The 25,574-nt window shown below is 59.8% G+C and carries 22 protein-coding genes and 1 pseudogene; 14 read left to right on the top strand and 9 right to left on the bottom strand.

What is annotated here, in order from left to right; translation table 11 throughout:
- Positions 1–59 precede the first annotated feature (59 nt).
- Positions 60–1,034, top strand: coding sequence for a serine/threonine protein kinase (locus AB4N91_RS29520; protein WP_077747291.1), 975 nt, complete (start codon positions 60–62; stop codon positions 1,032–1,034).
- Positions 1,035–1,197: 163 nt separating this feature from the next.
- Positions 1,198–2,085 (top strand): EamA family transporter RarD, encoded by an 888-nt coding sequence (rarD, locus tag AB4N91_RS29515; RefSeq protein WP_010467094.1) that lies wholly within the window; start codon positions 1,198–1,200, stop codon positions 2,083–2,085.
- A gap of 215 nt (positions 2,086–2,300) precedes the next feature.
- Here the strand turns inward: rarD and AB4N91_RS29510 are convergent, their stop codons facing one another.
- The gene (locus AB4N91_RS29510) at positions 2,301–2,819 is read right to left on the bottom strand and encodes a glycine cleavage system transcriptional repressor (protein ID WP_010467092.1); all 519 of its coding nucleotides are present in this window, start codon (positions 2,817–2,819) and stop codon (positions 2,301–2,303) included.
- A 535-nt stretch (positions 2,820–3,354) separates the two neighbouring features.
- Here AB4N91_RS29510 and AB4N91_RS29505 point away from each other — a divergent pair.
- Positions 3,355–5,532: a malate synthase G gene (locus tag AB4N91_RS29505; RefSeq protein ID WP_010467089.1), complete on the top strand. Its 2,178-nt coding sequence runs from the start codon at positions 3,355–3,357 to the stop codon at positions 5,530–5,532.
- 58 nt (positions 5,533–5,590) lie between these two features.
- On the opposite strand, the gene AB4N91_RS29500 is transcribed toward AB4N91_RS29505, so the two are convergent.
- Positions 5,591–6,052, bottom strand: a complete 462-nt coding sequence (locus tag AB4N91_RS29500; RefSeq protein WP_077747289.1) for a response regulator — start codon at positions 6,050–6,052, stop codon at positions 5,591–5,593.
- Positions 6,053–6,304: 252 nt separating this feature from the next.
- On the opposite strand from AB4N91_RS29500, the gene AB4N91_RS29495 reads away from it, so the two are divergent.
- The 8 genes from AB4N91_RS29495 to AB4N91_RS29460 all read left to right on the top strand — a co-directional run bounded on the left by AB4N91_RS29495 (position 6,305) and on the right by AB4N91_RS29460 (position 15,516).
- On the top strand, positions 6,305–8,245 hold the full coding sequence (locus AB4N91_RS29495) for a putative nucleotidyltransferase substrate binding domain-containing protein (RefSeq protein WP_154912906.1): 1,941 nt from the start codon (positions 6,305–6,307) through the stop codon (positions 8,243–8,245).
- Positions 8,242–8,949, top strand: a complete 708-nt coding sequence (locus tag AB4N91_RS29490) for a 3'-5' exonuclease (protein WP_010467084.1) — start codon at positions 8,242–8,244, stop codon at positions 8,947–8,949. Before AB4N91_RS29495 ends, AB4N91_RS29490 begins: the two co-directional genes overlap by 4 nt.
- Before the next feature lie 241 nt (positions 8,950–9,190).
- Complete coding sequence (locus AB4N91_RS29485) at positions 9,191–9,709, top strand: RNA polymerase sigma factor (protein WP_010467082.1); 519 nt, start codon at positions 9,191–9,193, stop codon at positions 9,707–9,709.
- Complete coding sequence (locus AB4N91_RS29480; RefSeq protein WP_010467080.1) at positions 9,706–10,677, top strand: FecR domain-containing protein; 972 nt, start codon at positions 9,706–9,708, stop codon at positions 10,675–10,677. Before AB4N91_RS29485 ends, AB4N91_RS29480 begins: the two co-directional genes overlap by 4 nt.
- A 247-nt stretch (positions 10,678–10,924) precedes the next feature.
- Complete coding sequence (locus AB4N91_RS29475; RefSeq protein WP_282411994.1) at positions 10,925–13,351, top strand: TonB-dependent siderophore receptor; 2,427 nt, start codon at positions 10,925–10,927, stop codon at positions 13,349–13,351.
- 71 nt (positions 13,352–13,422) lie between these two features.
- Positions 13,423–14,553: a PepSY-associated TM helix domain-containing protein gene (locus AB4N91_RS29470; RefSeq protein WP_460111998.1), complete on the top strand. Its 1,131-nt coding sequence runs from the start codon at positions 13,423–13,425 to the stop codon at positions 14,551–14,553.
- Positions 14,550–14,729 (top strand): hypothetical protein, encoded by a 180-nt coding sequence (locus tag AB4N91_RS29465; RefSeq protein ID WP_010467072.1) that lies wholly within the window; start codon positions 14,550–14,552, stop codon positions 14,727–14,729. The genes AB4N91_RS29470 and AB4N91_RS29465 overlap by 4 nt, the downstream gene beginning before the upstream one ends.
- 157 nt (positions 14,730–14,886) lie before the next feature.
- Positions 14,887–15,516, top strand: a complete 630-nt coding sequence (locus AB4N91_RS29460) for a glutathione S-transferase (protein WP_010467070.1) — start codon at positions 14,887–14,889, stop codon at positions 15,514–15,516.
- Positions 15,517–15,724: 208 nt separating this feature from the next.
- Here AB4N91_RS29460 and creD read toward each other — a convergent pair whose 3' ends face one another.
- The 4 genes from creD to rloA2 form a co-directional block, all read right to left on the bottom strand.
- Positions 15,725–17,095 carry a cell envelope integrity protein CreD gene (creD, locus tag AB4N91_RS29455; protein ID WP_460111997.1) on the bottom strand — a complete coding sequence of 457 codons (1,371 nt, stop codon included), beginning with the start codon at positions 17,093–17,095 and terminating at the stop codon, positions 15,725–15,727.
- Positions 17,096–17,272: 177 nt separating this feature from the next.
- Positions 17,273–18,691 carry a two-component system sensor histidine kinase CreC gene (creC, locus tag AB4N91_RS29450; RefSeq protein ID WP_460111996.1) on the bottom strand — a complete coding sequence of 473 codons (1,419 nt, stop codon included), beginning with the start codon at positions 18,689–18,691 and terminating at the stop codon, positions 17,273–17,275.
- Entirely contained in the window at positions 18,691–19,371 is a 681-nt protein-coding gene (gene creB, locus AB4N91_RS29445) for a two-component system response regulator CreB (RefSeq protein WP_169857132.1), read from the bottom strand. Before creB ends, creC begins: the two co-directional genes overlap by 1 nt.
- Positions 19,372–19,430: 59 nt before the next feature.
- Positions 19,431–19,937: a retropepsin-like aspartic peptidase RloA2 gene (rloA2, locus tag AB4N91_RS29440; protein ID WP_010467060.1), complete on the bottom strand. Its 507-nt coding sequence runs from the start codon at positions 19,935–19,937 to the stop codon at positions 19,431–19,433.
- A gap of 339 nt (positions 19,938–20,276) precedes the next feature.
- Here rloA2 and AB4N91_RS29435 point away from each other — a divergent pair, with 339 nt between their 5' ends.
- A complete protein-coding gene (locus AB4N91_RS29435; RefSeq protein WP_145306808.1) occupies positions 20,277–21,164 on the top strand; it encodes an acyltransferase in 888 nt (295 codons plus the stop codon).
- Position 21,165: 1 nt separating this feature from the next.
- Here AB4N91_RS29435 and AB4N91_RS29430 read toward each other — a convergent pair.
- Positions 21,166–21,719, bottom strand: a pseudogene (locus AB4N91_RS29430) (DUF2780 domain-containing protein).
- Positions 21,720–22,040: 321 nt separating this feature from the next.
- Here AB4N91_RS29430 and AB4N91_RS29425 point away from each other — a divergent pair.
- Positions 22,041–22,253, top strand: coding sequence for a cold-shock protein (locus AB4N91_RS29425; RefSeq protein ID WP_010467055.1), 213 nt, complete (start codon positions 22,041–22,043; stop codon positions 22,251–22,253).
- A 273-nt stretch (positions 22,254–22,526) separates the two neighbouring features.
- Positions 22,527–23,111 (top strand): DUF3757 domain-containing protein, encoded by a 585-nt coding sequence (locus AB4N91_RS29420; protein ID WP_191650635.1) that lies wholly within the window; start codon positions 22,527–22,529, stop codon positions 23,109–23,111.
- A gap of 65 nt (positions 23,112–23,176) precedes the next feature.
- Here AB4N91_RS29420 and fdhA read toward each other — a convergent pair whose 3' ends face one another.
- The gene (fdhA, locus tag AB4N91_RS29415; protein ID WP_077747277.1) at positions 23,177–24,376 is read right to left on the bottom strand and encodes a formaldehyde dehydrogenase, glutathione-independent; all 1,200 of its coding nucleotides are present in this window, start codon (positions 24,374–24,376) and stop codon (positions 23,177–23,179) included.
- 203 nt (positions 24,377–24,579) lie between these two features.
- Positions 24,580–25,437, bottom strand: a complete 858-nt coding sequence (gene purU, locus AB4N91_RS29410; protein ID WP_010467046.1) for a formyltetrahydrofolate deformylase — start codon at positions 25,435–25,437, stop codon at positions 24,580–24,582.
- Between the last annotated feature and the right edge of the window lie 137 nt (positions 25,438–25,574).

The raw sequence follows: 25,574 nt of genomic DNA, 5'->3' as shown, positions 1-25,574 counted from the left end.
CCCCGTCTGCGCTACCATGCTTGGCCGGACGCGGCAGCCTGCTGCGCGCAGGAGTCAGCATGGCCCACCCGTTTGCAACCCTCACCCCAGACCTCGTGCTCGATGCCGTCGAAAGCATCGGCTTTCTCAGCGACGCACGCATCCTGGCGCTCAACAGCTACGAGAACCGCGTCTATCAGGTCGGCATCGAAGACTCCGAGCCGCTGATCGCCAAGTTCTACCGCCCACAACGCTGGACCAACGAAGCGATTCTCGAAGAACACCAGTTCACTTTCGAACTCGCCGAGTGCGACGTGCCGGTGGTGGCGCCGATGATTCACAACGGCGTCAGCCTGCATGAACACGCCGGGTTTCGTTTCACCCTGTTCCCCCGCCGTGGTGGCCGTGCGCCGGAGCCGGGCAATCTTGATCAGCTGTATCGACTGGGTCAGTTGCTTGGCAGGTTGCACGCCGTCGGCGCCACCAAGCCGTTCGAACACCGTGAAGCGCTGGGCGTGAAGAACTTTGGTCACGATTCGCTGACCACCCTGCTCGAAGGCAATTTCGTCCCCAAGAGCCTGCTGCCGGCCTACGAGTCCGTGGCCCGCGACCTGCTCAAGCGCGTGGAAGAGGTCTACAAGGCCACCCCGCACAAGAACATCCGCATGCACGGCGATTGCCACCCCGGCAACATGATGTGCCGCGACGAAATGTTCCACATCGTCGACCTCGACGACTGTCGCATGGGCCCGGCGGTGCAGGACATCTGGATGATGCTGGCGGGGGATCGCCAGGAATGTCTCGTTCAACTGTCGGAACTGATGGACGGCTACAACGAATTTCACGACTTCGACCCACGGGAACTCGCGCTGATCGAACCGCTGCGCGCCTTGCGCCTGATGCACTACAGCGCCTGGCTCGCCCGCCGCTGGGACGACCCGGCGTTCCCGCACAGCTTTCCGTGGTTTGGCAGTGAACGGTATTGGGGTGATCAGGTGTTGGCGTTGCGCGAGCAATTATCTGCTCTCAACGAAGAACCGTTGAAGCTCTTCTGACAACCAGATCCCCAGTAGGAGCGAGGCTTGCCCGCGAAGAACGATAACGCGGTATTTCAGGCAGACCGCGATATCGTTCTTCGCGGGCAAGCCTCGCTCCTACAAAAAATACAACACATCTATACAATCCCCTCTTTGTTAGCTGCCTAAGCAAGGATTCTGCATGCAAGCTGCCAACCCGCGTCGCGGGTACATCCTGGGCCTGAGTGCCTACATCATCTGGGGCCTGTTCCCGATCTATTTCAAAGCCATCGCCAGCGTGCCGGCCGTGGAGATCATCATTCACCGTGTACTGTGGTCGGCGCTGTTCGGCGGCTTGTTGCTGATGGTCTGGAAACACCCGGGATGGTGGCAGGAACTGCGGGATAACCCGAAACGCCTGGCGGTCCTGGCCCTGAGCGGCACGCTGATTGCGGCCAACTGGCTGACCTACGTCTGGTCGGTGAACAACGGGCGCATGCTTGAGGCCAGTCTCGGTTACTACATCAACCCTCTGGTCAACGTGCTGCTGGGGATGCTGATCCTCGGCGAGCGGCTGCGGCGGATGCAGTGGATCGCGGTGGGGCTGGCGGCCATCGGCGTGGCGCAGCAGGTGTGGCAAGTCGGCAGCTTGCCGTGGGTGTCGCTGGTGTTGGCGCTGACGTTCGGCTTCTACGGTTTGATCCGCAAGCAAGCGCCCGTCAAGGCGCTGCCCGGCCTGGTGGTGGAAACCTGGATGCTGGTGCCGATTGCCATTGCCTGGCTGCTGTTCAATCAGACGGCCACAAGCGCTCAGCCCGAGTTCTGGACCACATCCGAAGCCTGGTGGCTGGTCGCGGCCGGGCCAGTAACGCTGGTGCCGCTGGTGTGTTTCAACGCCGCAGCACGGCATCTGCCCTACACGACGCTGGGTTTCCTCCAGTACCTGGCGCCGACGCTGGTGCTGTTGCAAGCCGTGCTGTTGTTTGGCGAGCATTTGTCTTCCAGCACGCTGGTCGCGTTTATCTTTATCTGGGCAGGTCTGGCGGTTTACAGCGTCGATGCGGTGATCAGTCTTCGCCGCCGCAGCTGATCAAAAAACACACAAACCTCTGCGAGCCACGTCCTTCGTGGCCTGCAGTGATCCTTCCCAAGGTTATCCACAGCGTGATCCCCGCCGTTTGTGCGCAACTTGTTGAAACTGATGGTTTTTTGATCAGATCTGGAAGAAGCCCGGCCGGCGTGGGCTGGCGGGCTGTCTCTACAGGTTATCCACAGGCAGGTGCACGTTTAACTTGGATAACCCGGTCAGGGTTCACTGCGCAGCACCAATTCCACCATCAGATCGTCGGCCAGGGTTTCCAGGCGCGACTGCAAGACATCCAGCGATAAGGTCAGCGGCACCGCCAGGATCGCTTCGGCGTGAAACAACGGCTCGCTGCTCATCGGTGCCGGACGCACTTCGGTCACCAGACGCTCCAGGCTCACCCCTTGCTCACTCAGCAGGCGAGTGATGTCACGGACAATCCCCGGGCGGTCATTGCCCACCAACTCCATGGCAATCGGTTTCCAGGTGCAGGATTGCTCAATGCCGCTTTCGGCGATCAGCACGCGAATACCGTGGGCGGACAACGCCTTCAGGGCATCGACCAGCTCATCGTAAGCCTCGGCCGGCACGCCCACCCGAAGAATCCCGGCGAACTGCCCGGCCATGCGCGACATGCGGCTCTCCAGCCAGTTGCCGCCATGCTCGGCAATGCATTGGGCAATGCGCTCGACCTGCCCTGGCTTGTCCGGAGCGAAAACAGTGAGTACGAGGTGGTCCATGGCGCAGCCCTCTTTTGTTATAGAGAAAGAAGTATAGGCAAGGGTTGTTACTGCGTTGAATCGGCGAATGCCTTCCCGGGCAAGCCTCGCTCCTAGAAGGAGCCGCCCCCTGCAGGAGCGAGGCTTGCCCGCGAAAGGCGCGCCGCGAAGAACATCGCGAACAATAAATCGTGTACAAGTTTTTATATTTAACTGGAACAATCCAATAGTTTTTTGAGAACATCCCGTGCCCCGACGTGACCGCAATGCGTCATGGGGTCGCAGAACGACGTAATTAGTCTAATTTTCACAAGCGCAATTCATCATGTAGTATGCCGCAGCGCGCACTACATAACGTTGGATCGATGTCTGCCACAGGCACACTCGCAGCCCTGATAGCCCTGTCAGCAAGGCCTCAAAGCCGTTGATCGGTTCCATCCCAGCCGCCCGAAATGGCATGTACTGGTGGAAGGGGTTTGTGGTTTAAATAGCCAGAGGCTTCATTGTTAATTTGAAGAGCTGAAAAGCGAAATAGCTGAGCAGAGTGAGGCAAGCAATGACTGAACACGTTCAAGTCGGTGGCCTGCAGGTCGCCAAAGTCCTGTTCGACTTCGTGAACAACGAAGCCATTCCCGGTACCGGCCTCACCGCCGATAAGTTCTGGGCCGGTGCCGACAAGGTCATCCATGACCTGGCGCCGAAGAACAAAGCCCTACTCGCCAAACGCGATGATTTCCAGGCTCGTATCGATGGCTGGCACCAATCCCGTGCCGGTCAACCACACGACGCTGTGGCCTATAAAGCCTTCTTGCAAGACATCGGTTATCTGCTGCCAGAAGCGGCTGATTTCCAGGCAACGACGCAAAACGTCGATGACGAAATCGCCCGCATGGCCGGTCCACAGCTTGTGGTTCCAGTGATGAATGCCCGTTTCGCGCTCAATGCCTCGAACGCCCGTTGGGGTTCGCTGTATGACGCGCTCTACGGCACCGATGCCATCAGCGAAGCTGACGGCGCGGAAAAAGGCAAAGGCTACAACAAGGTTCGCGGCGACAAGGTCATCGCCTTCGCCCGAGCCTTCCTCGACGAAGCCGCGCCCCTGGCGGCCGGCACTCACGTCGATTCCACCGGCTACAAGATCGTTGACGGCAAACTGGTCGTCGCCCTCAAAGGCGGCAGCAACACCGGCCTGCGCAACGATGCACAGCTGATCGGTTTCCACGGCGATACAGCCGCACCGACTGCAATCCTGCTGAAAAACAACGGCCTGCACTTCGAAATCCAGGTCGATGCCAGCACCCCGGTCGGCCAGACCGACGCTGCCGGTATCAAAGACATCCTGATGGAAGCTGCGCTGACCACCATCATGGACTGCGAAGACTCCGTCGCCGCTGTCGATGCCGATGACAAAGTGGTGATCTACCGCAACTGGCTCGGCCTGATGAAGGGCGACCTGTCGGAAGAAGTCTCCAAAGGCGGTCAGACCTTTACCCGCACCATGAACGCTGATCGCACCTACACCGGTGTCGACGGTAAGGAACTGAGCCTGCACGGTCGTTCGCTGTTGTTCGTGCGCAACGTCGGTCACCTGATGACCATCGACGCGATCCTCGACAAGGACGGCAACGAAGTGCCGGAAGGCATTCTCGACGGCTTGATCACCAGTCTGGCAGCGATCCACAGCCTCAACGGCAACAACTCGCGCAAGAACAGCCGCACCGGTTCGGTCTATATCGTGAAGCCGAAAATGCACGGCCCGGAAGAAGCCGCGTTCACCAACGAGCTGTTCGGTCGCATCGAAGAAGTCCTCGGTCTGCCGCGCAACACGCTGAAAGTCGGGATCATGGACGAGGAGCGCCGCACAACGGTCAACCTCAAGGCCTGCATCAAAGCTGCGAGCGAGCGCGTGGTGTTCATCAACACCGGTTTCCTCGACCGCACGGGCGATGAAATCCACACCTCCATGGAAGCCGGCCCGATGGTGCGCAAGGCGGACATGAAGGCCGAGAAGTGGATCGGCGCCTACGAAAACTGGAACGTCGATATCGGTTTGAGCACCGGCCTGCAAGGTCGCGCCCAGATCGGTAAAGGCATGTGGGCGATGCCCGACCTGATGGCGGCGATGCTCGAACAGAAAATCGCTCACCCGCTGGCCGGCGCCAACACCGCCTGGGTTCCATCGCCGACTGCCGCTGCGTTGCACGCGCTGCATTACCACAAGGTCGACGTGTTCGCCCGTCAGGCCGAACTGGCCAAACGTGCCCGCGCGTCGGTTGACGACATCCTGACCATCCCGCTGGCGGTGAACCCGCAGTGGACTGCGGAACAGATCAAGAACGAACTGGACAACAACGCCCAGGGCATTCTCGGTTACGTGGTGCGCTGGATCGATCAGGGCGTGGGTTGCTCGAAGGTGCCGGACATCAACGACATCGGCCTGATGGAAGACCGTGCGACGCTGCGGATTTCCAGCCAGCACATCGCCAACTGGCTGCGTCATGGCATCGTCACACATGACCAGGTCATGGAAAGCCTCAAGCGCATGGCGCCGGTGGTTGACCGCCAGAACGCCAACGACGCGCTGTATCGTCCGCTGGCACCGAACTTCGACAGCAACATCGCCTTCCAGGCGGCGGTCGAACTGGTGGTTGAAGGCACGAAGCAGCCAAACGGCTACACCGAGCCGGTCCTGCACCGTCGTCGTCGCGAGTTCAAGGCTGCCAATGGCCTGTAACTGAGCACTGACGCCGGACAAAAAAAGGCCCTGATCGAAAGATCAGGGCCTTTTTTTATCAAGTCGGTGTTTGCTCATCCATTATTCCCAACTCATGTTTGACCAGCTCCAACAACCTGCCGGTATCGACAGGTTTGAGCAGGAAGTCGACCACGCTCAGATGCATTGCGGCGATTGCGTCTTTCACGTCGGCGTCGCCGGAAACGATGATGAACGGCATCGCCGCCCGGACTGACTCTCGCACCTGGCGGATCAGGTCCAGGCCATCGATGTGCCCCATTCGCAAATCAGTGATCACCAGGCCAATCGTTGGTTTTTCGATCACCATTTTGAGTGCAGTTTCTCCACTGGCGGCGGTCATGCAACGAATACCGTCCAACGCAAGAATCTCCGACAACAGCTCACGCGCGTCTTTATCGTCGTCAACGATCAGCACCCGCTGCGCCGGTAAATCGGGTTCGAGCATGACGGCACTCAGCGCCTCGCGCTCGGCATCACTCAAAATATCGTGGTCGGACATGGCTTTCTCTACGTTTTCAATTCAATCCCCTAGCACTTTCGTCAGACATCGCTAAGTAGACCTTCAATGTGCACTTCGTCGGAAACTTTTCCTATAGCCAATGTAGGAGGTTTTTCCTGCATTTGCGTCAGACATTTCCTAACTTCCGAAGCCTGCACGCCCCGACCTAGACTTACGTCCAATGGGCACCCTGCATGTACGAGCCGACCATGGGGGTAGTCATCCGACAACAATTCAAAAAAGACTGCGGTAATGGTTATGAGTAGAGAGGACGCCTTTACACAGGCAGGGAAAACCGCGGTGTTGCAGAACATTCAGGGCACTTTGCAATTCCTTCAGCGATTCCCGCCCTTCAATCAAATGGAACACGCGCACCTGGCGTACCTGGTTGAACAATGTCAGCTGCGTTTTTATGCGCCCGGCGAAAGCATCATCAAACCGGCCGACGGGCCGGTCGAGCATTTCTACATCGTCAAACAAGGACGGGTTGTGGGTGAGCGCCCGCATACGGCCAAGGGCGGCACCGAAACCACCTTCGAAATCACCACCGGCGAGTGTTTCCCCCTCGCCGCGCTGCTGGGCGAACGGGCGACCCGCACCGAACACCTGGCGGCCGAAGACACCTTTTGCCTTCAGCTCAATAAGCTGGCGTTCATCAAGTTGTTCGCCCTTTCCACCACGTTTCGCGACTTCGCCCTGCGCGGTGTCAGCAGCCTGCTGGATCAGGTCAATCAGCAAGTCCAGCAAAAAGCCGTGGAAACCCTCGGTACTCAATATTCGCTGAACACGCGACTGGGCGAATTGGCCATGCGCCATCCGGTGACTTGCAGCCCCGCCACGCCATTGCGTGAAGCCGTGACCCTGATGCATGAGCAACAGGTCGGCAGCATCGTGATTGTCGACGAGCGCAAAGCCCCGCTGGGCATTTTTACCCTGCGCGACCTGCGCCATGTGGTGGCCGACGGCACTGACGACTTCAACGAAGCGATCGAACGCCACATGATCCAGGCGCCGTTTTTCCTGTCGCCGGACCACAGCGCCTTCGATGCAGCGATCGCCATGACCGAACGGCACATCGCCCACGTCTGCCTGGTGAAGGACCATCGTCTGTGCGGCGTGGTGTCCGAGCGCGACCTGTTTTCCCTGCAACGGGTGGACCTCGTCCATTTGGCGCGGACTATTCGCAGCGCCCAGAAAGTGGAAAACCTGGTGGCGCTGCGCGGCGAGATCGGCCAACTGGTCGAACGCATGCTGGCGCACGGTGCCTCCTCGACCCAGATCACCCACATCATTACCTTGCTCAACGATCACACCGTGTGCCGGGTGATCGAACTGACCCTCGCCGAAAAAGGTGACCCTGGCATTCCATTCAGCTGGCTGTGCTTCGGCAGCGAAGGCCGCCGCGAACAGACGCTGCACACCGATCAGGACAACGGCATTCTGTTCGAAGCCCGGGACGCGGCGCATGCCGCCGAAATTCGCGGAAAATTGCTGCCGATTGCCCAGCAGATCAACCAGAGCCTGGCACTCTGCGGCTTCACGCTGTGCAAGGGCAACATCATGGCCGGCAACCCCGAACTGTGTTTGTCCCGGGCCGAATGGGCGCGGCGTTTTGCGGCGTTTATTCGTGAGGCGACGCCGGAGAACCTGCTGGGATCGAGCATTTATTTCGACCTGCGGGTGGTCTGGGGCGACGAACAAGGTTGCGAGCAGCTGCGTCGGGGAATTCTCGATCAGGTGAATGACAACCGGTTGTTCCAGCGGATGATGGCCGAGAACGCCTTGCGCAACCGCCCTCCGGTCGGGCGTTTCCGTGAGTTCGTGCTGGCGCGCAAGAATGGCGAGAAAGCCACGCTGGATCTGAAAGTCCAGGGGCTGACGCCTTTCGTCGATGGCGCCCGATTGCTGGCCCTGGCCCATGGCATCGAGTCCAACAACACCCTGGAGCGCTTTCGCGAACTGGTGGCCAAAGAGGTCATCGAACGGCTCGACGGCGCTGCGTATGAAGAGGCCTACCACTTCATCCAGCAAACCCGCATGCAGCAACATCAGCTACAGACTCGGGAGAACTTGCCCTACTCAAACCGGGTCGATCCTGACAGCCTCAATCATCTGGACCGACGGATCCTGCGTGAATCCCTGCGCCAGGCTCAACGCCTGCAAAGCAGCCTGGCCCTGCGGTATCAGCTATGAGCCTGTTTTCATGGCTGCGTCCGGCAGGCCCAAGCCTGACCGCTGAACTCCAGCTACGTCTGCAACGCTTACCCTCGGCGGCCGATCTGAGTGAATGCAGTCTGCGCGAGCAGCGCTGGGTGGTGCTCGACCTGGAAACCACCGGGCTGAACCTGAACAAGGACCGGGTGTTGTCCATCGGCGCGGTGGTGATCGAAGACGGAGCGATCGATTTCAGCCAGCAGTTCGAACGCACGCTGCAATGCGCGGATATGAAGGTAGGGCCCAGCGTATTGATTCATGGTCTGGGGCCTAGCGCGATTGCCGCTGGCAGCGATCCGGCTCAGGCATTGGTCGAATTTATGGAGTTCGTCAGAGACAGCCCGGTGCTGGCGTTTCATGCGCCGTTCGATCAACACATGCTGGGGCGTTCGCTGAAAGAGCATCTGGGCTACAAATTGCAGAATACCTTTCTGGATGTGGCGGACATCGCACCGTTGCTGTGTCCTCAGGCGCACATTCGCGATGCCGGGCTCGATGACTGGATCGACTGGTTCAAGCTGGAAGTCTTCGAACGGCACAACGCCAGCGCCGATGCGTTGGCCACCGCGGAGCTGGCGTTGATTCTGTTCAGCCGGGCGCGGCAGCAGCAGATTCATAGCCCGTTGAATTTGCAGCAGCGGGTGAGTCAGTGGAAACGCCGGCAGCGGGCGCCGTCCTTCTAAATCTGCGGCGCCTGTTCTGACGCCTTCGCGGGCAAGCCTCGCTCCTACAGGTTTTGTGTCGATCTGTGGAACGACGACATCCTGTAGGAGCGAGGCTTGCCCGCGAAGCACGACAACGCGGTCCACCTGAAGACTACCCATCAAAAACCACCTGACCAGTGGCCAATTGCTTACCTCCCCCGCCTCTGCCACAATCGCGAACAATTCTCGTTAGTTAACACTTCCCAATCGGTGATGCTGCGTGTCGTCAGTCCAAAGCCCCCAAAGTGAGCTCGTTGGTGCGTTGTATCGCGACCATCGCGGGTGGCTATTGGCCTGGCTACGACGCAATGTGGCCTGCCCACAACGAGCCGAAGACCTGAGTCAGGACACCTTCATGCGCCTGCTCGGCCGTGATGAGCTGAAGGAGCCTCGTGAACCACGGGCGTTTCTGGTGGCGATCGCCAAGGGCTTGCTGTTCGATTATTTCCGTCGCGCAGCGCTGGAACAGGCCTACCTCACCGAATTGATGCTGATCCCCGAAGGCGAACAACCGTCGGTGGAAGAACAGCAGCTGATCCTCGAAGACCTGAAAAACATCGACCGCCTGCTTGGCAAACTTTCCAGCAAGGCCCGGGCGGCGTTTCTCTATAACCGCCTCGACGGCCTCGGCCATGCGCAAATCGCCGAGCGCCTGGGCGTGTCAGTGCCTCGGGTTCGCCAATACCTGGCCCAAGGCATTCGTCAGTGCTACATCGCGCTGTACGGTGAGCCGGTATGAGCCCGGCCAGTTCCAAACCGGTATCAGCCCAAGTGCTGGACGCCGCGATTGCCTGGCAATTATCCCTGGATTCCGGCAGCCCGGTGGAGCGCGAAGAGTTCACCAAATGGCACGCCGCCCACGAGGAACACGCGCGGGCCTGGCGCCAGCTGGGCATGCTCGACCAGCGTTTCAGCGTCGCCAGCGGCCCGGCGCGCACGGCGTTATTGCAATCGCGCGAAAGCATTCGCCGACGGGTGCGCAAGCTCGGCAGTGGCCTGGCCAGCGTCGTCGCAGTAATCGGCTTGGCGCTGTTCGTCGGTGATCGTCATTTGCCCATCGACTATTGGCTGGCCGACCAGCGCACCGCCACCGGCGAGCAGCGCACCCTGCGCCTGAGCGACGGCACGCTGATCAACCTCAACACCCACAGCGCGGTGGACGTGCGTTTTGACGAGAAGCAGCGGCTGATCATCCTTCAGGAAGGGGAAATCCTCGTCGAAACCGGTCATGGCGACGCTCGGCCGTTTATCGTCGAAACCCGTGAAGGCAGCCTGCGCGCGCTGGGTACGCGGTTCCTGGTCAAGCGCGAGGACGACGGCACGCGACTGAGCGTGTTGCAGTCCGCGGTGGCCGCCCATCCGCAGTCGAGCCCTGAAGAGCAGATCCTGCGTGAAGGCCAGCAAGTGCTGATGCGCAGCAATGGCCTGGGCCCAATCGTCGCGCTGAACCTCGGCGCCGATGCCTGGACCCGCGGCATGCTGGTGGTGGACAACACACGACTGGAAGACCTGGTGCACGAACTCGGTCGATATCGACGGGGGCATTTGGGCGTTGCGCCGGAGGTGGCTGACCTGCGGATCACCGGTAGCTTCCCCCTGCACGACACCGACAAGGCGCTAAGCGCGCTGCTGCCGACCTTGCCCGTGCAGATCGAACAGCACACGCCGTGGTGGGTGACGGTGGCGAAGGCCGAAGCCAAGCCCTGAGGGGTGTTGCGTCTGATCGGCCGCCTTCGCGGGCAAGCCTCGCTCCTACAGGATGTCATCGCTCCACAGGTCGACACAAAACCCGTAGGAGCGAGGCTTGCCCGCGAAGAGGCCGTCCACAACAGCACACATCTAGACTCAGCCCCTCACTTACTGAATCGAAATTATTTTCATCCAGCCCTATCACTTTGGGATTCTCATTCGGCACCTAGGCAATTGAGAAATATTTCCATTCAGGAGCCGCTGTATGTCCCGTTCGCTAGACACCTTGTTGCGCCCCAGCTTGCTGGCCATCGCCATTGCCCTTTGCGCCCCGCTGGCCAGCAGTCAGCTGATTGCCGCTGAACAGGCGTCCAGCGTTCGCGCCTACAACCTGCCGGCCGCGCCATTGGCCAGCACGCTGAACCAGATCGCCAGCCAGGCGGGCCTCGCGCTGTCGTTGAACCCTTCGCTGGCCGCGGGCAAGACCTCAGCGCCGGTCAAGGGCCAGTACGACGCCGCCAGCGCCCTGCGTGAAGCCTTGCGCGGCACCGGTCTGCAACTGGAGCAAAGCAGCGCCGGCACCTACAGCCTGGCCGCCATTCCCGAGGGGACGCTGGCCCTGCCGGAAACCGCCGTCATCGGTGTCCAAAACACTGAAAGCGCCTGGGGCCCGGTGGAAGGCTACGTCGCCACGCGCACCGCCGCCGGCAGCAAGACCGACACCGCGCTGGTCGAAGCGCCGCGCTCGATATCGGTCGCCACTCGCCAGCAAATGGAAGATCGCAATGTGCAGAACCTCGATGACGCCGTGCGCTACATGCCCGGCATCGTCGCCAGCAGCTACGGCAGCGACACCCGTGCCGACTGGCTGCGGGTCCGGGGCTTTGAGCCGACCCAGTTCCTCGATGGCCTGCCGCTGCCGAAAGGCACCTACGCCAACCCGAAACAGGAAACCTGGAACCTCGATCGCCTCGCCCTGCTGCGCGGCCCGGCGTCGTCGGTCTACGGCCAGACCCCGCCGGGTGGCTTGCTGGACATGGTCAGCCGCCGTCCAAGCGCTGAAGACAGCCACGAGATCCAGCTGCAATACGGCAGCGACAACCAGCGCCAGATCAACTTCGCCAGCACCGGCAAAATTGATGACGAAGGCCAGTTCCTCTATAGCCTGAGCGGCGTGGTGCGCGACAGCGGCACGCAGATCGATCACGTCGACAACAAGCGCTACAACATCGCGCCAAGCCTGACCTGGAACATCGACGAAGACACCCGCTTCACCCTGCTCACGCAATTCACCCGCGACGATACCGGCATCACCAGCCAGTTCCTGCCGGTGCAGGGCACCAAGATCGACATGCCGTTCGGCAAGGTTTCCCATCATAAGAATCTCGGCGACCCGGACTGGGAATACTACGACCGCACCTACTACGCTCTGGGCTATGCGTTCGAACATCGCTTGAACGACGTCTGGCAGTTCAAGCAGAACCTGCGTTACACCAAATCCGATCTGTCGTTCCAGGGGCTCACTGTCGGCTCGTATCCGTTCACCCAAGTGGATAACGAAGGCAACGTCGGGCGCACCAGCACCATCGTCGATGAAGACATCAGCCAGTTCGCCGTGGATAACAATTTCCAGGCCGACTTCGCCACCGGCAATGTCCGTCACACCCTGCTGCTGGGTCTCGACCACCAGCGCAGCAACACCAACTACACCTCGATTTTCGGCGACGGGCTGACCACCAACGTCAACAACCCGATCTATGGCCAGCCCATCGTTCGTCCACCGCGCTCCACCGCGTTCTACGACTACAACCAGAAGACCTACCAGACCGGCCTGTACGTACAGGATCAAATGGCCCTCGACCAATGGCGCCTGACCGTCGGCGGACGTGAGGATTGGGTCCACACCAGCACCGAGTTTTTCAACAAGGGCGATGCCACCAACACCCAGCGCGACAAAGCCTTCAGCGGCAACGCGGCGATCAGCTATGTGTTTGACTCCGGCTTTGTGCCGTATCTGTCTTACGCCGAATCCTTCCAACCCACCACTGGCGCATCAGCCTCCAGCACCGAATCGTTCAAGCCGACCGAAGGCAAGCAGTGGGAGTTGGGCATCAAGTACCAGCCACCGGGCAGCAACACCCTGCTCAGCGCAGCGGTGTATGACCTGACCCAGAAAAACGTCTCGGTCACCACCACCGTCGGCGCCACACCGATCACCAGCCAGACTGGCGAAGTGAAGGTCAGGGGCCTGGAGCTGGAAGCGGTGTCCGACGTCACCGAAAACCTGAAAATCATCGCGGCCTACACCTTGGCCAAATCCGAAGTGCAGAAAGGCGACTACAAGGGCAACCGACTGCAACTGATGCCCAACCAACAAGCTTCGCTGTGGGCCGATTACACCTGGCACACCGGCGTGCTGGATGGCTTCGGCATTGGCGCCGGCGCTCGCTACACCGGCAACACCTACGGCGATCAGGGCAACACCTGGCTGGGCAAGGCCGATGCCTACACCGTGTTCGACGCGGCGGTCCATTACGACCTCGGCCGTCTGGACAACAGCCTGAAAGGCGCGTCGCTGGCACTGAACGCCACCAACCTGTTGGACAAGGACTACATCTCCACCTGTGACAGTTTCTACTGCTACTACGGCGACCAGCGCAGCGTCGTCGCCAGTGCAACTTACAAGTGGTAATTGCCTGAGCTGAACGCTCCAAGACCAAGCCGTCCTTCGGGGACGGCTTTGGTATTTCTGAAGGCCATCAAATGAAAAGTAAAACAATTCGCCGCTGGTCGTTCATCCACACCTGGACCAGCCTGATCTGCACCGTGTTCCTGCTGATGCTGGCGCTGACCGGCCTGCCGTTGATCTTCCACCACGAGATCGACCACCTGCTGGGCGATGCCGCCGAGTTGAAGCAAATGCCGGCGGACACCCCGCAGCTGAATTTGCAGCAGTTGGTGCAGGCGGCGGAAAAACATCGCCCCGGCGAAGTCATGCAGTATTTCGGCTTCGACGAAGAAGAGCCCAACGCCGCGATCGCCATCATGGCGGCCACCGCCGGTACCGAGCCCAATTCGTCGCACACCTTCATGCTCGACGCCCGCACCGGCGAAGCGCTGGAGATGCCGTCGGCCAACGGCGGTTTCATGATGGTGATGCTGCGCCTGCACGTGGACATGTTCGCCGGTCTGCCGGGCAAGTTGTTGCTGGCGTTCATGGGGCTGATGTTTGTCGTTGCCATCATTTCCGGGACGGTGCTGTACCTGCCGTTCATGCGCCGCTTGAAATTCGCCAGCGTGCGCCAGGACAAATCCACTCGCCTGCGCTGGCTCGACCTGCATAACCTGATCGGCGTGGTCACCCTGACCTGGGCACTGGTGGTTGGGGTGACCGGCGTGATCAGTGCCTGCGCCGACCTGCTGATCGCCGCCTGGCGCAACGACGCACTGAGCACGATGATCGCGCCCTACCGCGACGCGCCACCGCTGACGCAATTGGCACCCGCGACCCGTTTACTCGACATCGCCAAGGAAGTCGCGCCGGGCATGCAACCCGATTTCATCGCCTTCCCCGGCACGCGGTTTTCCAGCGAACACCATTACGCCGTGTTCATGAAAGGCAGCACCCACCTGACTTCGCACCTGCTGACCCCGGTGTTGATTGACGCCAGCACCCTGCAAGTCACGGCGGTGGCGGAACGACCGTGGTACATGGACGCCATGGGCATGTCGCAACCCCTGCACTTTGGTGATTACGGTGGCATGCCGATGAAAATCCTCTGGGCGACTCTGGATGGGCTGACCATCGTCGTGCTGGGCAGCGGGGTTTATCTGTGGGTAGTGCGGCGCAAGGCGGCGAAACCTGGGCTCGAGCAGGCGGAGGCTCAAGCATGAGGCCACGACAGTCGAACTTCTGGAAGGTCTTCGCCACGCCCACCGTGATCGCGCTGCTCAGTGCCGCGGGGTTGTTCGCCGCGTTGCTGGGCGACGGCGTGTGGGATGCCTTGAGCTGGCTTGGCTTGGGCGTCCCCGCTGTGCTTGCCCTGCGCGGCCTGCTGCAACGCCGCTGATCCTTGTGGGAGCGAGCCTGCTCGCGATGGCGGCCTGACATTCAACAGGGGTGCTGAATATAAACGACCTCTTCGCGAGCAGGCTCGCCCCCACGATCTTGAGCAATCTCTTGAACGCGCTATGCTGCCCAGCACTGCCCAACTCCGAGACGCTGCCATGTCCGCCCCCAGCATGACCCTGTTCCACAATTCGTTATCGCCCTTCGTCCGCAAAGTCATGGTGCTGCTGCACGAAACCGGTCAGACCGACCGCGTGGCGTTGCAAGACTGCGTGCTCACACCGGTAAGCCCGGATCAGGCGCTCAACGAAGACAACCCGCTGGGCAAGATCCCGGCCCTGCGCCTGGCCGACGGCAACGTCATCCATGACAGCCGGGTGATCCTCGATTACCTCGATCATCAACACGTCGGCAACCCGCTGATCCCCCGCGACGGTTCGGCCCGCTGGCGCCGTTTGACCCTGGCCTCGCTGGCCGACGGGATCATGGACGCGTCGGTGGTGGTTCGGTACGAAGTGGCCCTGCGCGCCCCCGAAAAACAGTGGGACGAATGGCTCGATGGCCAGCGCGACAAGATTCGTCGCGCGCTGGCGCTGTTGGAGAAGGACGCGATTGCCGAGCTGACCAGCCATTTCGATGTGGCGGCGATCAGCGTGGCGTGTGCGCTGGGTTACCTCGACCTGCGCCATCCGGATCTGCAATGGCGCGAGGCGAATCCGCAATTGGCGGCCTGGTATTTTGAGGTGAGTCAGCGGCCGTCGATGGTGGCGACGATGCCGAAGGTCTAGATCTTCGCTGGCTGTACCGGCCTCATCGCGAGCAGGCTCGCTCACAGTTGATCGGTGGTGTGTACGAACCTTGTGTTCACTGCAGATCCCTTGTGGGAGCGAGCCTGCTCACGATGGCACCACACCGGGTCAACAGGAAACAAACCGAATATCCGCGCCACCAACTCTTCCCTCACCCGCTGATCCTCGCGCAACCCCAACGACCGGCTCATTCCACCACCCCCAGATCAAACGCCAACGGCTTGGCCGGCTTCTGCCCGATCCCGTACCAATCCAGCTTGCGGGTCAGCACCATGAACACGCCGAGCAAGCCGAACAGCAGCAACGAGCCCATCAACAGCGCGTAATCCTCGGCACTCAACAAGCCGTAGAGCAAGCCATACAACGCCGCCAACCCCGCCGAAAAGCTCAAGCCATGACGCGCGCTGCCCAACACATGGCAGACATAGAACCCGATCAGCAACACGCAGCCGCCGGCCGACAACAGATAAGCCAGGGCAAAACCGATGTGCTCCGACAGCGACAGCAGCAACAGGTAGAAGAATGCCAGCGCAACCCCCACCAATGCGTATTGCACCGGGTGCACCGCCAGGCTTTTCAGCACTTCGAAGAGGAAGAATCCGGCGAAGGTCAGCACGATGAACAGCAGTGCGTATTTGATCGCCCGATCGCTCTTGAGGTATTGGTCCACCGGATCAATGAAACTCACGCCAAAGCTGCGGCCGCTGTACGCCTCGCACCCACCGCCGGACACACAACTGCTCAGCGCTTCCTGCAGGTTCGTGGAGAAAAACGAGGTCTGCCAGTTGGCGGTAAACCCCTGATCGGTGACTTCACGCTGGGCCGGCAGGTAGTTGCCGATGAAGCTTGGGTGCGGCCAGTTGGCGCTCAGCGACACTTTGCTGGTCTTACCCACCGGAAGGATCTGCAACTGACCGGTGCCTTGCAGCCGAAGGTCGAAACCGAAGGTCAACTCCGTGGCTTGCTTGGTATCCAGCGCCGGCAACGTCACGTGTACACCTTCGCCTAACCAACCCACTTGGGTCCCCGGAACAAAGTCCAGGCGCTGGTCATTGAGTTCGAGTTTCAGGGCGTTTTCGATGCCGCGAATGTCGCTGATCCCGACCGCCAGAAACGGTTGGTCGAACTGGTAATCGGCGAAGTCTTCCTTGATGCCCAGTTGCACCGGGACCGAGAAATGCCCGCTGATGCGGTTGTCTGCGTGGAACAGTCGCGCCTCGTAAATGCCTCGGGAGCGCAGTTCGGTCTGCACCTGGCCATCGAGTTCGAAGCGTTCCGGGAGGAAATACAGACGACCGCGCTCCTCACCGACTTCCTGATAACGCTGGTTGGTTTTTTCGTTGAGCTTCCAGGTGCGCACCACTTTGCGATACGGCACCACCATCAGCGGCCCGTTCAGTTGCTGGCTGTAGCTGGAGCTGCGGGCAATGTCTTCAAGCACACCGTCGCGCAATTGCTGGCGGTCCTGGATGACGCCGTTGATCATCAGCAACGGGATCAGCAATAGCAGAATCAGAAGGGCGATTGCCCCGAGTTTTAGGGTCAGGCTGCGGTTCATGGGACTCTCCCTGTTTGGATGGGGAGAGTCTGGAATCGGTGTGTGGGGGATTTATGAGGGGAATATGGAGATTGTGTGGAGTCTGGGCCGGCCCCATCGCGAGCAGGCTCGCTCCCACAGTTGATCTGCGGTCCCCCTGCAGGAGTGAGCCTGCTCGCGATGGGCCGCGACTCGGTCCTAAGCCAGGCGCAACCTGACTTCAACACCACCCTGGACATTGCCGATGCTCAATGCCCCACCATGCAGCTTCACCACTTCTTCCACAAAGTTAAGCCCCAACCCGGTGCTCTTGCGCCCACTGTCCGGGCGCGGCAGCGAGTAGAAACGCTCGCTCAAACGCGGTAACGCATAGTCGGGAATCGCCTCGGCCTGATTGAACAACCTGAACTCGATCTGCTCGCCGACCCTCTCGGCGCTGAACCGCAGCAGCCCCTGAGGCGGGGTGAAATCCAAAGCATTCTCCAGCAGATTCCCCAGCGCCTGACGCAACAGAAACGGCTCGCCATGCAGGGTCATATCCGGCGCAATCCTCTGTTCCACGCGCAACTTTTTCCCTTCGATCCGCGCGGCCTGGGCGTTGAGCAACTCATCCACCAAACCCGCCAACGGCACCGCCACCCGCTCTTCCAGCCCTTGACGCTGTTCGACCTGTGCCAGGTTCAGCAACCGCTCAATCAACTGCTGCATCCGCACACTTTCACTGTCGATGTTGCTGACGAAACGCTGCTGCTGAGCCAACGGCATTTCACCTTGCAGCAACTCAGCTGCACCGCGAATCGCCGCCAATGGGCTTTTCAATTCATGGGTCAGGGTGTGCACATAACGCTCGACGTAGGCTTTGCCTTCCAGCTGGGTTCGCATCTGTTCCACCGCCGTCGCCAGTTGCTCCAACTCCCCGCCGCGATAATGCGGCACCTCGACGCGCCGGCCCTCACTCACCGCTTGGGCATAGGCGGTCAACCGCCGCAGCGCCGCGCTCAGCCACCATGACAACAGCGCGCCGAACAGCAGGCCCAGGCCGATCAACCCGGCGCCATAAGCGAGCAATCGACGTTCGGTGCGATCCACGTAAGGCTGCAACGAACTGTTGGGTTTGGCCACGGTGACCACGCCGATGATCCGGCCGTTGTCGCGAATCGGCGCGCCGACGTGCATCACCGAAGAGGTCGCATCGTTCGGATCGCTGCGGGTGGAACGTGCGCCGTATTCACCGCGCAACGTCAGGTAGACGTCGTTCCATCGTGAATAGTCCTGCCCCACCGCTGCGCCACTGGAGTCCAGCACCACGAGGCCTTTGGCGTCGGTGACGTAAATCCGGTGGTTGACCTGGTTCTTCGGCAAGCCCCAGATGCTTGCCTTCGGCTGCCGTTCGCCATAGGCCCTGAGCAGCTCGGGCCAGCGGTTCTGGTTGAGGGTGCCGGCCTTGAAATCGTCGCGCAGGATCTCGGCCATCAGGTTGGCGGTGTCGACCAGGGTTTCTTCCGTGGACTGGCGCACCCCTGGGCGGATTTCTTCCATCACGGTGTTGAGCACGAAGTAACCGGTCAGGCCGATAAACAGCACGTAGACCAGGAAAATCCGGATCCCCAACGGCATCAGCTGTGCCCCGGGCTGTAGCTGTAACCGAGGCCGCGATGGGTCTGGATCGGTTCGGCGTCAGCCTTCACCAGACGCAATTTGGCGCGCACGCTTTTGATATGGCTGTCGATGCTGCGCTCGTAACCGGCATCGGCGGCCACGCCCAGCGCATCGAGCAATTGCTCGCGACTGAAGACGCGTTCGGGTTGTTCCAGCAGGCATTGCAGCAGACGGAATTCGTGCCGCGTCAGGCTCAATGGTTGATTGCGATAGCTGATCTGCACGCGTTCGCAGTCGACCCGAAACAACGCCGATGAGACTTCGGCCACCGGTCGCGGCGCCATGCGCTTGAGAATCGCCCGGACCCGCGCCGCGACTTCCCGGGGGCTGAACGGCTTGACCACGTAGTCGTCGGCGCCGATTTCCAGGCCCACGACGCGGTCGATTTCCGCGTCACGGGCGCTGAGGAAGATTACCGGCACTTCGCTGAAACGCCGCAGTTGCTTGCAGGTCTCGAAGCCGCTGATGTCCGGCAGGCCGATGTCGAGAATGATCAGGTCGGCCGGGGTCTGGCGCTGATGCTCCAGCGCCGCCGCGCCGAGGCTCAACCAGGTCGTGGTGAACCCCTCGCCCTGCAACGCGAATATCAGGGTGTCGGCAATCGCCGCTTCGTCTTCGACAATCAGGATATGAGGCATGGCGTCCGAGCCCGGCAGTTAAGTGGGCGAACGGTGCCCCAAGCCTCTCGTTCCGTCAATCAGCAGTCGGGTTTGTCGGCTGTGAAACGCCGCGCCGGGTTGACCGCCGCACCGAATTCACGCAAGGCCTTGGCACCGATCAACAGCGGATAGTTGAAGCTGCTGCGGTCGGTAAGGTTGACCTCGACGGTGCGCTTGACGTTGCCCAGGCACAGTTCCAGATCGACTACCGGACGCTTGGTCGGCTCGACAGCTTCCTTGTCATCGTCATCCTCTTCGGAGCGGGTCTTGATCTTGCTGATCCGCGCAACCTTGTGCTCGTAGACCTTGTTGCTCGCATCTTTGGTGGCGAGGCGGAAACGGACCCACTCGTCGCCGTCGCGGGTGAAGGTTTCGATGTCCTTGGCCGACAGCGAGGCCGTCAGGGCGCCGGTGTCCATTTTGGCCTTGAGGACTTCGCCGCCGATTTCCGGCAGCGCAATGTATTCGTAACGCCCGTACAGCGTCGGCTCGGCGGCCAGGACCGGCAGGGCCACGAGAGAAAGCAGTGCAAGGAGGGATTTCACGTAATGGGCATCCTTTGGGAATGGGGGCGCAGTGGCCAAATTCTAGACCGCAAACAACAAAGATAGTTGGACGGCCACCTAGCTTTGTGGCGAGGGAGCTTGCTCCCGTTGGGCGGCGAAGCCGCCGTAAATCCATTCAACTCGGTGTTCCTGACACGCCGCTTCACATTAGTTTTTGGGGCCGCTTCGCAGCCCGGCGGGAGCAAGCTCCCTCGCCACAGGTGATCTCATCAGGCGGCAAGCATAACGATGTAAAGGTGAAACATTCGTCACCGCCGATTTGGCCTGCGGCCCGAAGCTGAATATCATGACGCGCCCAAACGCTTTCAAGAGTTACTTATGCGCCGCCTGCTCACCGGCTGTTTCGTTACCCTGCTGCTGTTGCTCAACACCCTGGTCCTGATCGGGCCGCTGATGGTGTTTGCGCTGCTCAAACTGGTCTTGCCTGGTCGCCATCGCGACTACGCCTCATGGGCGGTGATGTGGATCGCCGAAACCTGGGCCGAGATCGACAAGCTGATCTTCAAGTGGTGCATCCCGACCCAGTGGGACATTCGTGGTGGCGAGGGTCTGCGCGTCGATACCTCATACCTGGTGATCAGCAACCATCAATCCTGGGTCGATATCCCGGCGTTGATCCAGGCCCTGAACCGCCGCACGCCATTCTTCAAGTTCTTCCTCAAGAAGGAACTGATCTGGGTGCCGTTCCTGGGGCTGGCGTGGTGGGCCCTGGATTATCCGTTCATGAAGCGCTACACCAAGGCATTCCTGGCCAAGCACCCTGAGTTGGCCGGCAAGGATCTGGAGATCACTAAAGCGGCGTGCGAGTTGTACAAGCGTCAGCCGGTGACCGTGGTCAATTACCTGGAAGGCACCCGATACACCGCAGCGAAAAGCACTCAGCAGCAGTCACCCTTCACTCACCTGCTCAAGCCCAAGGCCGGCGGCGTGGCGTTTGTCCTGGCGGCAATGGGCGAACAGCTGGATGCCGTGCTTGATGTGACGGTGGTGTATCCGCAGCAGCAGATTCCGGGGTTTTGGGACTTGCTCAGCGGCAACGTGCCGAGGGTCATCATCGACATCAAGACCCGAGAGCTCGACCCGGCATTGTGGCAAGGCGATTACGAAAACGATCCGGTGTTTCGCGAAACGGTCCAGAACTGGGTCAACCAACTCTGGATCGAGAAGGATCAACGCATCGACGCGTTGCGCGCCGAGCGCCGTTGAATCAACTGCCGGTGCCGGCGCCCCAGATCCCGCCCAGGCTTTCCAGCAACGAGCCACCAACGCCCTGCTGACCGAGGTATTGCAACAGCACCGGGGCAAACTGGCCGATCATGCCGCTGTCCATGCCCAACGCGCTGAAAGCGTTGTTCAGATCGTTGGTGTTCTTCACGGCACCCAAGGCATTGTCCAGACCGGCCGCCTTGCCGGAAGACCCAAGCAGGCCGGCCAGCGCACCCAGCTCACCGCCGCCGGACAACTTGTCGATACCCGGAACGCTTTTGGCCAGTTCCGAGTAATCGGTCGAGTTCAACTGATTCTTCGCCAGCCCCAGCATCGCCCCAGTCCCGCCGACGGCCTGTTGAGGTGTCACGTTCAATTCGCTGAGCGCGCTCAACAATCCGGCCGTTTCTGACGTTGGCGCAGCCGCTGCGGCAGCATTACCCCCTGCATGCTCGAAGCCGCTTTGGTCACATCGTCCAGGCTGAAACCGGCGAAGACCGGGCTGGCCGCGAGGGTCATCAGCGAAGCCAGTGCTAAACCGCGTGAAATCTTCATCCAGACATCCTCTTGCGCCGTGAGAGCCACCCGTGTGTGGGCGGGAAAACTGCCGATTTGACCGGGGTTTGGGGGGTGTTGTTCCTTGCTGGCGCAGGCATTTTTTGCCTTTGGAAGTGCATAGCATGAGATAGACCAGTTAATTGACTGCTATAAGAAACAACCTGACTACATCGAACCGGTATAAAAATCTGTCATATCTGACAGTTGCGACCGTTTCGCAGCACAAACTAAGCTGAGTTTGTAACAACAGCAATCGGGAGTGAGTTATTAAATAGCAGCTCGCACCTCTTCGTTTTCGATCTGGTAGGAAGCATTAATATGGCTGGCAGAGAAACAGGTATAGTTAAATGGTTTAACGATGAAAAGGGCTTTGGATTTATCACTCCAGATAGTGGAGGAGCGGAACTTTTCGTACACTTCAAAGCAATTGAATCAGACGGCTTTAAAACTTTGAAAGAGGGACAAGCAGTATCTTACGTTTCAGAAAAAGGGCAAAAAGGTCAACAGGCTGCGCAGGTTCGCACCGAATAAATAAACAATGACCAAAGTCGTTGAAGACTCGACCAGGCCTGCTTCCACCTAGTGGTTAGGGCAGGCCATTCTTATCGGAGACACGGCGATGAGGCGAAAAACAGAAAAGTGCGATACTACAGTCATTAACGAACCTACTTCGTCGCCATCGAAAAGTTTGGAACATATAGAACTGGAGACTCAACCAATTATCTTTTGCATCAACCCGGGCGACCGTCATCCAAAGGTCGGCGATAAGGTGACGTATGACCTAGTCCAAGGCGATAACGGACAGTGGTACGCAAAGAACATCATAGTGGTAAGCGACAAAAAGCCTCATTAAATCTATTTAGTTTTGACCGTAAGTCCAGCTTCTCTTTTGCGTACATACCAACTGAAGCTATTGTTTTTCTTCACTTACGGCAATTAGCTGGCAATAGGTATCAACGCGAGTGTTTATTACGGACAAACAAACGGGGGTTAGACACCATGCAGACAAAGATTATTGCCAGCGCTTTAGCAATCCTGACCGTGAGTAACTATACCTACGCAGATACTTGCCCTGAACCCTCATCTATTTACAAAACAAAGAGTGGCTTTGAAGCCAAGGACAGATCCGGCCATATCTGGAAAGGAGAAGATCCGGGACAACCGGTCGATGTTAAGACTCTGGTTTTTGAAGATGCGGCGTATATCACTGAAGACGAAACCGAAAACGGGCCAGTGAAAGTCAGTCAGTTGAGTTGCCGCTACCAAAATCTGGCCTTGTTTCTAGACAATGTAGTCAACTGGAAAGCCGGGGCGCCTGCGAATTGGGACGAATCGAATCGCTGTTATTCTAAACCCCACAATGACTGCTCATTCTCTTTGAGCAATTAGGTGTCACCGGACAGCCATAAAAAAGGGCGACATCACTGTCGCCCTTCTCCCGTCTTGCGTAACGCCTACGCCGCGCTGAACAACTTATGCGGATCAATCACAAACTTCTTCGGCACGCCCGCATCGAACTCGCCATAACCGCGTGGCGCGTCATCAAGGCTGATGACTTCCACGCCAACGATGTCGGCAATGTGAATGCGGTCCCACATGATCGCCTGCATCAGCTGGCGGTTGTACTTCATCACGGGCGTCTGGCCGGTGTGGAAGCTGTGGGATTTGGCCCAGCCCAGGCCGAAGCGGATGCTGAGGCTGCCCATTTTTGCGGCAGCATCGACGGCACCTGGATCTTCGGTCACGTACAGGCCCGGGATACCGATTTTGCCGGCAACCCGTACCACGCCCATCAGCGAGTTGAGCACGGTGGCCGGGGCCTCGTGTTTCACGCCGTCATGGCCGTGGCCGCGCGCTTCGAAGCCTACGGCGTCGACGGCGCAATCCACTTCTGGTTCGCCCAGCAGTGCAGCGATTTGTTCGTGCAGCGGGGTGTCCAGGGACAGGTCGGCGATTTCGAAACCCTGGGCCTTGGCGTGTGCCAGGCGGACGGTGTTGACGTCACCAACAATCACCACCGCCGCGCCCAGCAGGCGGGCGGACGCGGCAGCGGCCAGACCGACAGGGCCGGCGCCAGCAATGTACACGGTGCTGCCTGGGCCAACGCCGGCGGTGACTGCGCCGTGGTAACCGGTCGGCAGGATGTCGGAGAGGCAGGTCAGGTCGCGGATTTTTTCCATCGCGCGATCACGATCAGGCAGTTTCAGCAGGTTGAAGTCGGCATACGGCACCATCGCGTATTCAGCCTGGCCGCCGGTCCAGTCGCCCATGTCGACATAACCGTAAGCACCGCCCGGACGCGCCGGGTTAACGCTCAGGCAAACACCGGTATGCATTTCCTTGCAGGAACGGCAGCGCCCGCAAGCCACGTTGAACGGCACGGAGACCAAGTCGCCGATCTGCAGGTTTTCGACGTCGCTGCCCTTCTCGATCACTTCGCCAGTGATTTCGTGGCCCAGCACCAGGCCGGTCTGAGCAGTGGTGCGGCCGCGCACCATGTGCTGGTCGGAACCACAGATGTTGGTGGAAACCACACGCAGGATGACGGCGTGGTTAATCTTCCTGCCGCGCGGGTCCTGCATTTTCGGATAGTCGATTTTTTGCACCTCGACCTTGCCATTGCCGAGATACACCACACCACGATTGCCAGACATGCTTTCACCTCGCTGTTGTTTTTATGTAGCGGTCGCGTCGCCATGAAGCGGCGGCGCGTTGATTGCTCGGGTTATTGCCTGTGTCTTGTGTTGCCTGATAGGGCCTCTTCGCGAGCAGGCTCGCTCCCACATTTGATCGGGGGTGTACACACGTCTGTGACCAACACAAAACCTGTGGGAGCGAGCCTGCTCGCGAAAGCGAACTAGAGAACGACCGTGCGATTGGCGTTGAGAAACACTCGTCGTTCAATGTGATACCCGACGGCCCGCGCCAGGGTCAGCCCTTCGATATCCCGACCTTTGGCGATCAAGTCTTCCGGGTAATGACTGTGGTCCACCGCCTCCACGCCCTGGGCGATGATCGGCCCTTCGTCCAGGTCGTTGTTGATGTAGTGCGCCGTGGCGCCGACCAGTTTCACGCCCTTGTTGTAGGCTTGGTGATAAGGCTTGGCGCCCTTGAAACCCGGCAGCAACGAGTGATGGATGTTGATCGCCTTGCCGTCGAGTTTGCGGCACAACTCTGGCGAGAGGACTTGCATGTAGCGGGCAAGAATCACCAGTTCAGCGCCGGACTCTTCGATCACCTGCCACACCTGACGCTCTTGCGACGGCTTGTCGTTCGGGTCCAGCGGGAAGTGGTAATACGGAATCTGATGCCAGTCGGCCAACGGTTTGAGGTCCGGGTGGTTGGACACCACGGCGGCCACGTCCATCGACAATTGGCCAATGCGTTGGCGGTAGAGCAAATCGTTGAGGCAGTGATCGGCCTTGGAGACCATGATCACCACTTTTGGCCGGTAGTTCGGCGGTGTCAGCTCGAAGACCATGCCGAAGGCTTTGCCACGCTCTTCCAGTCCGGCGCGGAAGGCTTGCTCGTCGAAGCCATCGGGCTGGCGGAATTCCACGCGAATGAAGAAACGGCCCGAGAGCCGATCATCGAAGGAATGGTGCTCGGTGACGTAGCAGCCCTGCTCGAACAGAAAGCGGGTCACCGCGTCCACGGTGCCGAGGACGCTTGGGCAGTCGGCGGTCAGAATCCATGTGTCTGGGGCGCGGCTCATAGTGCGGTGACTCCTGAGAGTTCGGGGAACAAAACATTCTCCTGTGGGAGCGAGCCTGCTCGCGAAGAGGGCGTGTCAGTCGACATCAATGTCGCTGAGATACCGCCTTCGCGAGCAGGCTCGCTCCCACAGGTGAT

The sequence above is a fragment of the Pseudomonas sp. H3_D04 genome, from assembly GCF_054669175.1.
This window is presented reverse-complemented; position numbering and strand designations above follow the sequence as displayed.